Consider the following 14189-nt stretch of genomic DNA (forward strand, 5'->3'; position numbering starts at 1 on the left):
CGCTCAAGCGAGTCAAAGATTCTGATAGTGGATGTTTACTTGTTCAGTGTTCTAACAACGACCGAGGATTCCATCAAGACACTATTGCCCAAATTCAAAAAGAAATAGAAAATTGGAAATGTGATTTAGATATTCCTATCTTGATCCAAGTTCTCCCAAGGGGAGTTCAAAATTCAGGAACTAAACTTTTTGATGGGTTCCTTACCCTTTGGTGTAATTGTCCAGAATTTGAATTGTGGCGAGAAATATTTGAAACTAAACTCGATAAGTGAACTTTGTTGCATTAACCTATTGTTTCCTCGCTGCACCATCATTTCTGTTGCCTCCACTCGATTTTGTACTCCCGTTCCACAGTCGCCAGCAATTTTGCCTGCAACGAAGATAAATAAGGTTTAGCTTGCTTACCCAATCCCTGCAACAGCCAATCCACAGAAGAGTCACGGCTGGCCACTTGATGCAATTGCCGTAACCTCACACATAACTGCTGCATGAATTGGCAATCTTCATCAAGCAATTCCAGTAACTTCAGGTGTTCGATTTTTACAGTACAGTCGCCGTCCCAAGCCTGGAATGTACAGATGTATTCCCCAACGTGACTTACCACGCCCCAATAACCCGCTTTACCTCTCAAGTCTGGGTTATCCTTTGGCAAAAGAATGCATATTTCCCCAACGTGGTAAGGATTGGGTACTTTCGTCCTTTCGCGTATCCTATCTACAACATCTTTCACTATGCGACCGGATGGAATCTTATTGCCAGCTTGCTCCACTGCCTGCCGCCATACATCCGCTTGCACAGCCGGTTCCAACTCGGCTTTCGCCAAAAAACGCAATTGTCGTTCGTTGGTCGGCATTGGAATTTGCCGACCAATGGTCGGCAAAAACTTTTGAAGATTCTCATAAACCACAGTAGCCGAAATCTTTAAGTAAGCCGCGTCACGACTATAATTGAAGCGTTCGCGGCAATACTCCTCAAAAGTACGGTGCGTGGAACGGTACAATCTGCGATCCCGCAACTCCATCAACGCCTGACCTGCTGACAAAAATGCCCTTTCTACCTGACGTTCCAATTGCAAGCGTAAGCTTTGTTCTTCAAGAGTCAACTCTGTAACTTCAACAGCAGTCACCGTAATCGTTGCTGAGGCTGGGTTGTCTTGCCCAGAAGTATTTTCGGGAGCAGAGTCGGTTGCTGGCTTTAGTTCACCAGATGCCACAGGGATAACTTTCTTGCGTCTAGATGGTGGTTTGTTCATTGCCCCACCTCTAGGCTGACAGCAGTCGAACAAATATTGAATTGTGTCATCATGAAATATAGTGTTTTTATTTATGCCCCCATCCTTTAAACAGGTTGGGGTTTTTCATTAATCTTAACCATACAATTGTTAGCTTCGACAACTACACAATCACTATGAGTACCTTATATATGTAATTGCGAAAGTTCCTGGTTTTACCACTTGGCTTATCGACGGGCAGCAGCGGTATACAGAACTTAAAAGATTTAGCTAAAGCTTCTAGCTACAAGGGGGATATGAACTTTCGTTACATTCAAAGCGAATAAAGAGCGTATTTGCTTTTTTAAGCCCAAAGCACAGTATTTGGAGGTTCAAGATTAGTCCTGATCACAGATGTCAATCATCAGCTTTAGCTATTTATCAAAATTTTCTGAAATACTAAACATTTAATATCAAGCTAATAAATGTTTGTATCTTAAGTTCAGGGTAAAAATCATGATTTTCACTTGTGAAGGTGATGCAAAATCAGCAATTCTTACAAAAGAAAGTTTTATTGCAGAAAAATTACTTTTGTCAGTTACTAGTAACGCTGTCAATAATACAAGCAACTGCTTTCAATGAAGAACGATTGTCTATTGTGTTTCTTGTGTTCCCGATTTAGCTGAGTTTCCATAATTTCTATGAGTTACAAAAAATATGTTGCTGGCATTCCAAGTATTGCCAAACTAAAGTACCAATATTACTTACACATTTGTAGTGCATTAAAGCTAATTGTAAACTAAAGTAAAGTCTTGATTTATAAGGGTTTCAGTAATTTGAGTCAATTAAGCGTTTATTCTCTCAAAGTCCTACCCAGCAATAAATTGGATATCCTTAAAATTTTCTTTACGAATCAGCTCTTAGCTTACAAGCAAAGGAAGTATCTACGATCGCAATCTATAGACTATAGATACTCGATACTACTAACTTCAACACCTATACTAACGCTTGAATACTTAACCAGCGCCATGCAGACTTAGTTGATTGACTGGTTGTAGTTAAAAAATATCACTGATGAGTAATAATTACTATTGATAGTAACTTTCAAGCATAAAAGAAGAATATAGATATGGTAGAAGATAATGCAGCGAGATTTGCTTTAAAAACTGAGCTTTTATTACGTATAGAGAAATTAGGACTACAGCAAAGCCTATTTCCAAGCTCTGACGAACTTATCGATCAACTTGTACAACAGTTGGAGGACATAAGTCCTATTCTCCAACCACTTCAACCTAACGATCTTCCTTCTCTATTAGGTAACTGGCAATTAGTGTATGCATCTGCTGGGACAGTTGTCACACGCCAGATTGCATCAATTCCAGATTTTTTAGGTGGAATCAAAATTAAACGCGTGTGGCAAAGATTGGCTAGTGTCAATAATATCAGAAAAATCTCAGCCTCTAATAGCGCCCAGGTTGAATTACCTATTTTAGGTGAGTGGCAGTTACAAGCTAATGGACATTGGAAATGGGATACAGATGAGAAAACTGCCACAGTGTCCTTTAACTCATTTTCCATACAAGCAACAAAATCTTTTGGACTATCTAATTGGAGTTTTCCTGAGTTGAAAATACCAGTATTAGAATTTCTACAAAGAGAGGCTCTGTGGATAACCTCTTACTTAGATCAAGAAATTAGGGTAGGACGAGGTGTAACAGGTAATTTATTTGTCTTTCGTCGTGATATAACGTCTTAAAGTTAAGTTCTCACAGAAAAATTATGCTCCCTGGAGTTAATTCCAAGCGTCATTTAAAATTGAGATGAAAAAATCAAATATTTCCTTTGCTTGTTGGCAATATTTAGCTTCCCTATTTTATGTATTATTCTCTTCATCAGTTAGAGCGCAGATTGTTCCAGATAATACATTACCAATTAATTCTCTAGTTACTTCCCAGGATAAGACGATCAATATTAATGGAGGGACGCAAGTAGGAAACAACTTATTTCATAGCTTCGAGCAATTTTCCTTATCCACAGGTAGTACCGCCTACTTCAATAATACTTTGAATGTTCAAAACATTATTAGTCGAGTAACTGGTTTATCTGTCTCTAACATTGACGGTTTTTTGAAAGCTAATAGCAATGCTAATCTATTTTTAATTAATCCTAATGGGATTATTCTTGGTCCCAATGCTGTCCTAAATATCGGTGGCTCATTTTTAGCTACCACTGCTAACAGAATTAACTTTGCTGATGGTAGCCAATTCAGTGCAAAAGCTCCACAAAATCAACCCTTATTAACAGTGAGTTCACCTATTGGTTTAGGATTTGATGGTAATCCAGGCGTAATTCAAGCTCAAGGTACAGGACACAATCTGACTCTCAATAGCCCATTTTCACCATTTATTAGAACCATTAGCTCAAATGGCTTACGTGTCAAACCAGAAAAGACTTTGGCTTTAGTGGGTGGTGACGTAACTTTAGAGGGAGGAAAACTTGGGGCAAGTGAAGGGCGAATTGAGTTAGGTAGTGTTGATAAAGGAGTAGTACACATTAATCCAGCTTCTAATGGTTGGAATTTAAGTTATGAAGATGCCATTAGCTTCAAGAATATTCAACTATCTCAACAGTCAATAGCAGATGTTAGTGGCTTTGGTAGTGGTTCTATTCAAGCACAAGCTGCTAAGGTGGAATTAGGAGGTGGCTCAATATTTTTAATTCAAAACCAAGGTAAGAATTTGTCAGGTGACATTATTGTAAATGCCTTTGAAGAACTGAGAATAATAGGAACTTCTCGGGACGGAGCAATTCCTACTAGCTTGGTTAATGAAACCTTAGTAGGAGATGGAGGAAAAATCGAAATTTTAACTAAAAATCTAATTCTTCAGGATGGAGCAGCAATAGCTGCTAAAACTTATGGTATAGGTAGGGGGGGCGATGTCTTTGTGAATGCTTCCGAATTTACTCAAGTTGCTAACGGTTCCTCTTCCGTTGTTCAACTACCTAGTAATATCATTACTTCAACTTTTGGCTCTGGAAATAGTGGCAATCTTACGCTGTCTACAAAAAATTTGTCTTTACAAGATGGTGGAGAAATCCTAACTTCAACTTTTGGCACTGGCAGAGGTGGTAACTTAACAGTTAATACTGCTGAATCTACTCAAGTAATTGGTTACTTATCAGGGACTTCACAGCTTTCTAGTACTATTGTTACTAGAGCTTCTGGTTCTGGTAATGCAGGCAATCTAGCCCTTTCAACAGGACTCTTAAGTATCAAAGATGGAGGTATTATTGGTTCTTTAACTCTTGGAAGTGGCTCTGGAGGAGATGTAACTGTAAATTCCAAAAACTCTATAGAACTTGTTGGAGTAGTACCAAATATCTTTACTCCAAGCTCTTTAGTTACTGCAACTTATAGCAGTGGTAATAGTGGGAAATTAATAGTTAATACAAAAAAGTTAACAGTTAGGGATAGCGCAATAATTAATACTTCTACCCGCTCAACTGGGAAAGCTGACAGCCTTACTATTAATGCTTCTGATTCTATAGATGTAATAGGTAGAGTCCCAGGCGCTGTCAATCCAAGTCTCATAAATTCATCTGTTATCGATTTCAATGAAAGTTTTCAAGAGCTATACCTGCTGCCTTCGATGCTAAGAGGAGATTCGGGAAATATCACAATTAATACTAATAAGTTAAATATTGCAGATGGCGCATTAATTAGTGTCAAGAATGATGGTTTTGGCAACGCTGGAACAATTAATATTAACGCTGATACAATCAATATTTCAAACAACGGCGGCATTACCGCGACCACTGCCGTTGGCGAAGGTGGTGATATTGAAATAACGTCTAAAATCATTCAACTACGCTCTGGCAATATTTCTGCAACTGCTGGAAAACAAGGCACCAAGGGCAACGGCGGGAACATCCGCATCGACACAGACATCGTGACAGCCTCGAACAACAGCGCCCTCACCGCGAACGCATTCCGTGGGCGGGGGGGTAACATTCGCATTAACACAAAAGGACTATTTATTTCGTCTGATACACAGGTTACAGCCAGTTCTGAACGAGGTATTAACGGCACAGTGGAGATCAATGTTCAAGATAGAAATCCAAGCCAAACCAAAGTGCAACCACAAGTGATCGCACAAACTCCAGAGGTAGTGTCAGTATGCCAGGGTCATTCTGGTCGAGTAAGGAGTACATTTGTGAATATTGGTGCTGGGGGAGTAGCAGCTAGTTCTGACAATCAGTTAGATAACAGTTCTACTTGGCACAGAAATTCTAATCCTGTCCAGGCGATTGATAATTGGGAGCAATCAAAGCCATCAAAAACTGAAGAACCCATAGAAATTGTAGAAGCCCAGGGTTGGATATTAAATGCTGATGGAGATGTAGTCTTGACTGCACAAGCCGATCCACCAAGTCCCTACGCTGAGGTGTCTGCTTCTAGATGCCATAAGCTACCTTCTACGCCGCCAGTATCATCGATAACAGAAGCGGTAAGGTTAAAATGATTAGTTTTTGGGGTTTATTCAAGTACTTGTTGTTATGTATTCTAGGATTATGCATAGCTATAGGACAGCCATCTTTGATTCTGGCTCGGGAAGTAAGCAAACAAGCACAACAGCATCAAGCTGAAGTACTGAACCAGAGAGGGCAGAGACAACTGGATCTAGGTCAGGCAAGAGAAGCCTTAAAGTCTTGGCAGCAAGCTACAAAACTTTTTGAACAGATCAAAGATACTGAAGGAATCACCGGAACCTTAATTAATCAGAACGTCGCTCTACAAGCTTTAGGTTTACATCTTCGGGCCTGCAAAATAGTTGTCACAGCTTTGAAATTCGATGCTGAAATCTGTGCCACCTCGTCAGACCAGCCTGCTGATTCTACAAAAAGACTACTTGATGCAGAAATTGATAAATTGAACTCAATACCTGTACATCTACTAGGCTTACAAAATTTAGGAAATGTATTGCGACAATTAGGCAAGTTATCTGAATCAAAATTAGTTCTGAGAAAAACGTTATCAATTGCTCAACAGTTAGCTAATTTTGATAACAGTGCAATTTTGCTATCACTCAATAATACTGAAAAATCTATATACCAACAGGCACGGGATAAATATAGTTGGATAGAAGAACCAGTTTTCCAAAAGGAAACTGTTAATTTTATTCAAAAAAAGGCACTCGAATTACTCAGTAATTATCAGTCATTAATTAATACCCCAACTGCACCAATAGCAATCAAACTACAGGCGCAAATATACCGTTTAAGCTTACTATTAGACTTTGAAAAGTGGTTAATAGCAGAATCAAATACAGGCAATGGACAGTTAACTGCTATTGAAACTCAAATAAATCAACAGATTAAACCTTCAGTAGAGGTAATACTGAAAAATTCTTCGGCATTCTCTGATTTCCCTGCTAGCCAATCTATTTATACCAAGCTAAACTTTGCCAATAGTCTCAATCAAATTCCAGACGAACGATTACATTCAGTAGCCGTCCAATATGCAGAATCAGCTTTGCAAACGGCTAAAAGCACTAATGAACAGAGGCTTATGTCTTATGCTTTCGGCACACTGGGTAAACTAGAAAAACAACGAGAGCGTTCGCTCGATTATCTTGGACAAGCTATGGCTTTGGCTCAATCAATTCAGGCATGGGATATTGCATACCAGTGGCAGCACGAATTGGGTTTACAGTACTACAAACAAGGAAAGTATGATAAAGCCGAGAAAGCTTACAGTGCTGCAATTAATAACCTGATGCGAGTTCGTGATAATCTCTTAGCAAGTAACGTAGACACACAGTTTTCCTTTTATGAGAAAGTAGAGCCTGTTTATCGTGAGTATATGCGATTACTGCTATCATCTCCTAACCCTAATTTAGAGTTAGTAATTAAGACGAATGAACAACTGCAAATAGCAGAACTGGAGAATTTTTTAAAATGCGGAAAACTGGATGTTGTAGCTTTGAATAAGCTTCAGGGCTTGCCTATCACAACCGCAATAATTCATATTATTGATTTAGGCAACAGCATAGAAGTAATTGCCCACTCCTCTAATCACTCTCTTGTTCGCAATTCTGTTGACGCTAAGTTAATCAGAAACCATGTTAATAATATATTAGATACTGTGCAGTCTTCCAGATTTTTTTCTACTACTAACAAGCAAATTATTTTATATTATCAAAAATTTTATGAGCTACTGATTAAACCTATTCAGGCATATTTACCTTCATCAGGGACACTTGTATTTGCTTTAGATAGATCATTTCAGAGTCTCCCAATGGATTTACTTTATAATGGAAAAAACTATTTAATAGAAGAATACAGTATTGTAGAAACTTTCGGCTCTAAAATCCGGCCACCTAAATCTTTATCTCAAAATAAATTCACAGCTTTAATCGCTGGACTCAGCAAAGAAAGCCCCAGCTTCAATGACAAGAATGCTCCAAAAGGGTTGAAGGCGCTAGGGGAAGTGGCAGTAGAAGTAGCCCAAATTAAGAAAGAGACAGATTCCTCAACTGTACTGTTAAATGAAAACTTTACTAGTCTACAGTTCAAACAAGAACTAACTAAAAATGATTTTCCAATTGTTCACATCAGCACTCATGGACAATTTAGTTCTAACTCTGATAAAACTGTATTTTTAGCTTATGACAAAGTAATAAACGTATTAGAATTTGATAGTTTACTAAAACAAAAGACTCAATTTAATGAAAATACAATCGAATTATTAGTTTTAAGTGCTTGTCAGACAGCCAAAGGTAATAAGCGTTCAACCTTGGGAATGGCTGGAGTGGCAGCACAAGCAGGCGCACAGAGTGTAATCGCTAGCTTATGGCTGGTAGATGAGGATTCTACTGCCATACTCATGCAAGAATTCTACAAGGGTTTGAAAAATGGTTTGACTAAAGCAGAGGCACTGCGTCATGCAAAATTAAGTTTATCATCCAATCCTAAATACGTTCATCCTTACTTTTGGTCAGGCTTTGTGCTAGTTGGCGGATGGTTATAAAGTTCTACTAATTTTAAAGCTTCCTGTACACGAGCTAGTTCATCTAAGTTATTAGTGGCTTTTGCCAGTTGTGCTGCTTTGCTATATTCACGAAGTGCCTCCTTTGGTAGCCATGCTTCTAAATACCGATCTGCTAATAATCGGTAGATAGTAGGGTTTTGGCTTCCTGCTCTTACTCTTGCTTTCAATGATTCAATCGTTTCATTCAAAAGATTTCTCGACATAAATACAGCGTCTAAATCCCAAATTGCAGTTTCATCTGGAGGTAAATTTAACTCATTAATTTTCTTCACCTTTGCTGCAAAAGCATCTTGTTCTTCTTGAGGTAAAACACTAAGCACTAATGGCTCTGAAGAAATAATAGGAGTATCACCCACATTAGCTAATACAGTAAATTTGTAAGTACTAAAAATTTGTAATTCTTTTTGTTCTTTTGGATATGGTAGTGCAGTAATACTTTTATCTACTGTCTTCTCCCAGTAAAACTCATAACCGCTAACAACTACTGTGTAACTAGTAGCTTGAGGTACAGCATACCAAGAAATTACAGGTCTAGTACTCAACATTGAACTGCCATAGGGACTAATTAGCATTGGTACATTTGTTGGGCCTTTAATGCCGTCACATTCAGTTGGGTTCAATCCCGTACATAGCCTTACTCTGTCGTGCGGTAGCCTACATTTATCTTCAACATCAAAAATGCTACTTTGTTTAAAATCTAGAAATTCTCCGTTCAAGTAACATAAAGTATTAACTGTTCGCCCATTCATTGGAGTAATGCGATCTCCTGAACACAATAAGCTATTTACTCGCCAGCGAAGATCGCTTACGTTAGTAACTCGACCAATAACCTTACACCTACGTTTTGCTTCTGGCTTTACCTGACCCCACGCATTACTCCAACCAACAAGTATCGTTGATGCAACTACTAAAATTTTGGAGATGTAGACTTTTCTCCCAATTTTGTTCTTTTGTCTGTGTGTACTCAGCATCAAAAGTTTTATATAGTTATATGCAAGTTAATAGCATACAAGAATTAGAGAGATAAAAAAAGGGTATTTAATAATGGTTGTAAATTTTAATAATAATTTGTTAATATTAAGACATTATTAACTTCAAGAATGTTAATCTTCAATTAAATTAGGAGCCTTTAGTCTAATTCTTTCTATTATTTCGGCTCGCCAAATGAAAACCTCTGGTTCTCTAGATTCAGTTAGCAAACAGGCTTCCCAGGAAAGCCAAGAGTTATCAAAATCACCTAAAATTCCCTGCACTTTTGCCAGCAAACAGTGAACAGATGTTCTTTGGATATCTAATTCTTTCGCTTTCTCTAAATATTGCTTTGCCTCGCTATATTTCTTCTGCTCAAATTTTGCCCAACCTAAATTTTTATACAGAACTGCTTGCCATCTAGGATTTGTAGTTTTTTGTAGTCCTTCTTGGGCAAGAGAGATTGCTGTATTATAATCACCTTGTAGAATTTTTACTCTAGATAAATTATTGATAGCAATTATCGCTTGTCTATTAATTTTTATGGCTAACTGGTATTGTTGCTCTGCTAAATCATATTTCATTCGTTCATCGTAGTAAGTTCCCAATCCATAATGTCCTTCCCAATTATCAGAGGTTAACTTAAAAGCCTTTTCATAGCTATCAATTACACATAGAGAATCATGTAATTGTTTACACACGATACCTAAATTATTATATGATTCTACATTTGTGTCATTATATTTAATTGATAATTCATAGTATCTTTTAGCTAATTCTAAACTCTTCGTACTGCGAAGTCCTTTTTCAAAATAAAATTTGGAAATTGTGTATCTGGCTTGAGAATTAATTTTTATAGCTGAGTCAAAAAACTCTTGGGCGATCTGAAAATTATTTGCTGCCTCAGCCTTCTCCCCTTGAGACACTAAATATTTAGCTCTTAGTGGTAATAATACTTTGAAAGTCCCAAAGACTGTCAAAATTATAAATCCAATTACTGCGCTGATTCTGAACGTTTTAGACCTCGTTACTCTATAAATTTTACTTTGCTGAGGAAGTATTTTTAACCGTTGCAGAATAACTTCAGTAGTTGGTGGACGTTGCCCTGGCATGGGAGCCATCAACTCATCCAGAAAGTCAGCAAAGGGTTTATCAATCTGCGATGCTTTATTTCTCCAGATTAATCGTCCTGTTTTTTTGTCTATTGGCAAACGTGTCAATGAAGTGCCAGTAACTAGACGAACAAAAGTCCGGCCTAAAGCAAAAAAATCCGACTGTGGGACTGCTTTCCCATAAACTTGTTCTAGGGGAGTGTAGTAATATGAAACTACAGTTGTAATTTCATAATTTCCTACTTTTGTATCAGTTCCTCCACTTGCACTAACTTTAGCTAAATACGTATCACTTATTCGTCGTGCAGTTCCAAAATCAATTAACGCAAGTTCCCCTTTTGGTTGAAGAATTATGTTTGCAGGTTTAATATCTCTATGAAAAAATTCGGTATGGTGTACTACATCAAGTATTTCAACTAATTGACGTAGCCATTCTAATGCTTGAGCTTGCGAAATCGGTTCATTCTCTTTTATCCATTCTTCTAAGTTTTGTCCCTCAATTTTATCCATTACTAAGCAACATAGCTCCAGAGGGCTATTATTAGGTACAAAACTGAAAAAATCATCAACATCACATTGAGGAATATTTGGATGTTGGATTAGCCGTAAAACACGGAATTCCCGATGAATTAACTCACGAAGCCTAGTCGAATTCCATTTGAGAACTTTCATGACTCTTCGCTCACGAACCGGATGCCATTTCGTACCAGTGTCATCTACCTCAAAAACTTCAAAGTAGCTCCGAGGGTCATAAGTAAGCTCTCTCAATGGCTTAAGCAATCGAATACGGTTATTAATCAGCAACGTAGTACCACAAGATAGACATGTTTCAATATTGTCAGGATTTTTACGTTGCTCACAAAGGGGATTTATACAATAAAACGACATACTTGCCAAGTATAAATTTATGCATTAGGCAGTTGCTAAAGAGTGTTTATGTCTTAACTGCCTGAATACAGATACAAGTACCCATCACAATTTACGCTAATTACTCTTCTTTTACATTGCTTGAATTTTTGTGATTTGTAAAATTTTTTTGAAAACAGGGATGCAATTTGAAAATTTCCCCGTTCGCTTTACCAAAAGGGGCTACAGCGCCAATATCTGTATGATTGGGAGATTTTTTCGAGAGCTAACGCCAAACAGACATGAGTGCTTTGCTGTCAACCAAAAACGCAGCAACTACGGGGAGAGCTAGCTTTAGACCCATATAATACTTTTAGTACTTTGGATGAAAAGCAAGTTACTATAACTTCGTGGCTCTTATCTTTCCGTAGATGCCCTAAATTCAAGGAAACCTATATAAAGGTTAACTTAGTACTTTTTTGAAAAAATTAACCATAAATAGTAAGATAAGGTATGATTGATTACAATCTAACATACTCTAAAAACTAAACCTCATTCGCGGAGAGCCTCTTAAAGAGCATTCACTGTATCAGAGGTAATAGCATAGCTATGGATTTTACTGCTGAACCGGAACTTCAATCTCCTCTTTCTTCCTCTGTCACTTTTAGAGAACAGGAACTTTCATTTGATCAATCATCATCTCAAGGCGTATTTCCAATAACAGAGACTTTTAGGCTAGCGCTGGTCGTAGTAAATGACTTAATTTTTGCCAAAAGAGGCAAGTACTTATCTGAAACTGAAATGCTCGTTATCAAAGGGGCATTGAATGATCGAGAATATGAGGAGATAGCAAGCCACTCAACTTACAGCTTAAACTACATACAGCGCACAGTAGCACCTCGCTTATGGGACATACTTTCAGAAACCATAGGGGATGGCGAACGAGTGGGTAAAAAGAAGCTTTGGTATTTTTTAGAACAAGTTAACAAAAAGTATCATATTCAATCCGCGTCAGGTGAAGGAGAAAGACTTACTGTCAATAATTTGACACCAATCATTAGGGGAAAACTACCTGAAATGTCTAGCTTTTATGGACGCTCGCAGGAACTAAACTCATTGAAAGAATTGATAAGTAACGAGCGTTGTATATCCTTAATAGGAATTGCAGGTATCGGTAAAAGTGCATTGGTTGCAAAATTGATAAAAGAAGTTAGTGCAAGAAAAGAATCAACATTTGATAGCTTAATCTGGAAAACAATTATTCATGCACCGTTACTTCAAGATTTAGTATCTGAACTGATAGAACTAACGCAACCTTGTAAACCTGATTTAGGTTTACCTGAATCTACTCAGGGAATGATTTCAGTATTAATTAAACAGTTGCAATCACGCCGTTGTCTGCTGGTACTAGATGGTTTTGATTCTTTATTTCAGAAAAAAAGCTTTCAGCAAAGGCTTGAATACGGAGTATTCTTTCACCGATTGATAGAAGAAGAACATGAAAGTTGCATACTCTTAACTGGTCGAGCTTGGCCTGATGAACTTGATGATGTTATAACAACAAAACAACATCTTCATTTCTTAAAAATCCAAGGTTTAGACGCAGATGCCGCAATGCAGCTTCTATCTAGCAAAGGATTGACGGATAAAGAAAAGTGTAACCAATTAATTCAAACGTATCGCGGAAATCCTTCAGAACTCGAAGCAGTAGCTAATCGAATTAACCACTTCTTTAGTGGTAATACCCAAATGTTTTTTGAGAATCCAACTACGCTTGTTAGCAGTAATTTTGAGGCAATCCTTAATCAACTGTTTGGAGAATCATTAAGTAGTACTCAACGAGAAATTTTAATTTATATAGCAGAAGAGATATTCGGAAATCAACAATCAATTAGTTTTACTAAACTATTGTCGGATATTAAACATAAAAGTCAAGAATGTGTCTCAACTTTAGAGTTAATCAAAGCGTTAGAAAAACTTGAAAATCAGTCATTAATTGAAAGTATCAAAGACCCAGTTACTAAAGAAATCAGTTTTACTCTGCAACCAGTTATTAAAAAATACATCAAGACAGATCCACAAGGGTTGGTGCATACATCTCATGGTTCACCATTAGCGTTCGCATCTTAACAGAGGTATTTATGATTTCAGGAAAGCTAGAAGTAACAATCAAAATCAATGAACTACCTGAAGCGAAAACAGCAGAGAACAACTGGCAAGAGTTCGAGCTCGACTGTGATGGACGCATCATTAACATCACAGTCAAGCCTAAGATTTGGAAGAAACTGACCGATGCTGCCAGTAATTACCCCCAGTGGGTAGCGGCAATCGCTGGTAAACTCGGTCAGCAAACAGAACATAGGTTCATATTAAAGGAACCCAGCATACAAGTTTTCGAGCGCAAGCCCAAGGCAGAAGCGACCTCTGCGTTAGGTGCTGCTTCTTGAAAAAGTGATTACCCAATCAGGGTAAGCTAGAACGAACACTGGTATATATAGAGGAGTTAAACAAAGAAAATCAGAATCTCGTTAGATACCGAAAGACCACAAGTTATGTAGAATCAAGCTAATTGATAGGAGGTATGGAGGTGAAGATACAACAGTACGAGAATTTAACGCACAAAGCGCCACTAAGGAGTAGCGCTTTGTGCGGGTCTTAAATTCCATATAACCTCAGAGCGGGGTTATCTCACGAAAACCAAAGCAGTGGTACTTAAAGTTTGACGGCTTTTATCCACTGACTGGTAAAACGAGATTTAATCCGCTGCTTCTCGTATTATACGAGAAGCCGCACTAAACGCACCAGTTTCGTGTGGCAATTTTTGTTGTTGAAATTCATAAGTTTCTGTAAAGTTAAGTTTAATTAAGAAATATGCCGAATTTTGTAGCAAAAAATAGTAGCAGCGCGAATAACAGTTATCAGTTGGAATTCACAGTCCTTGATAATTGTCAACTGTTGACTGATAACTGATGCAACCCCCTCTGAGCTTGTCAACCAAGTA

General features: G+C 37.8%; 9 protein-coding genes. 6 read left to right on the forward strand and 3 right to left on the reverse strand.

The genetic code is table 11. The features are described from left to right. Window positions 1-272, forward strand: a 272-nt coding sequence (locus IQ274_RS34790; protein ID WP_194145046.1) for a hypothetical protein, incomplete at its 5' end; no start/stop codon positions are given. A gap of 38 nt (window positions 273-310) precedes the next feature. On the opposite strand, the gene IQ274_RS34795 is transcribed toward IQ274_RS34790, so the two are convergent. Then, window positions 311-1252, reverse strand: a complete 942-nt coding sequence (locus IQ274_RS34795) for a hypothetical protein (protein WP_194145047.1) — start codon at window positions 1250-1252, stop codon at window positions 311-313. A 1087-nt stretch (window positions 1253-2339) separates the two neighbouring features. On the opposite strand from IQ274_RS34795, the gene IQ274_RS34800 reads away from it, so the two are divergent. The 3 genes from IQ274_RS34800 (at window position 2340) to IQ274_RS34810 (ending at window position 8240) form a co-directional block, all read left to right on the forward strand. Beyond that, a complete protein-coding gene (locus IQ274_RS34800; protein WP_194145048.1) occupies window positions 2340-2966 on the forward strand; it encodes a PAP/fibrillin family protein in 627 nt (208 codons plus the stop codon). 64 nt (window positions 2967-3030) lie between these two features. Next, window positions 3031-5733: a filamentous hemagglutinin N-terminal domain-containing protein gene (locus IQ274_RS34805; RefSeq protein ID WP_194145049.1), complete on the forward strand. Its 2703-nt coding sequence runs from the start codon at window positions 3031-3033 to the stop codon at window positions 5731-5733. Then, window positions 5730-8240, forward strand: a complete 2511-nt coding sequence (locus IQ274_RS34810; protein WP_163935700.1) for a CHAT domain-containing protein — start codon at window positions 5730-5732, stop codon at window positions 8238-8240. The genes IQ274_RS34805 and IQ274_RS34810 overlap by 4 nt, the downstream gene beginning before the upstream one ends. Here IQ274_RS34810 and IQ274_RS34815 read toward each other — a convergent pair. Both IQ274_RS34815 and IQ274_RS34820 read right to left on the reverse strand, forming a co-directional pair. Beyond that, window positions 8198-9232: a tetratricopeptide repeat protein gene (locus IQ274_RS34815; protein WP_163935702.1), complete on the reverse strand. Its 1035-nt coding sequence runs from the start codon at window positions 9230-9232 to the stop codon at window positions 8198-8200. The genes IQ274_RS34810 and IQ274_RS34815 overlap by 43 nt on opposite strands. Before the next feature lie 132 nt (window positions 9233-9364). After that, window positions 9365-11230 (reverse strand): protein kinase domain-containing protein, encoded by a 1866-nt coding sequence (locus tag IQ274_RS34820; protein ID WP_163935704.1) that lies wholly within the window; start codon window positions 11228-11230, stop codon window positions 9365-9367. Window positions 11231-11797: 567 nt separating this feature from the next. Between IQ274_RS34820 and IQ274_RS34825 the strand changes: the two genes are divergently transcribed. Together IQ274_RS34825 and IQ274_RS34830 are read left to right on the forward strand one after the other, a co-directional pair. Beyond that, window positions 11798-13318, forward strand: coding sequence for an NACHT domain-containing protein (locus IQ274_RS34825; protein ID WP_163935706.1), 1521 nt, complete (start codon window positions 11798-11800; stop codon window positions 13316-13318). Between the two features lie 11 nt (window positions 13319-13329). Then, window positions 13330-13635, forward strand: a complete 306-nt coding sequence (locus tag IQ274_RS34830) for a fertility inhibition FinO-like protein (protein ID WP_194145050.1) — start codon at window positions 13330-13332, stop codon at window positions 13633-13635. Window positions 13636-14189: the final 554 nt, after the last annotated feature.

The organism is Nostoc sp. LEGE 12447 (assembly GCF_015206985.1).
In the GTDB taxonomy this organism is placed as follows: domain Bacteria; phylum Cyanobacteriota; class Cyanobacteriia; order Cyanobacteriales; family Nostocaceae; genus Nostoc.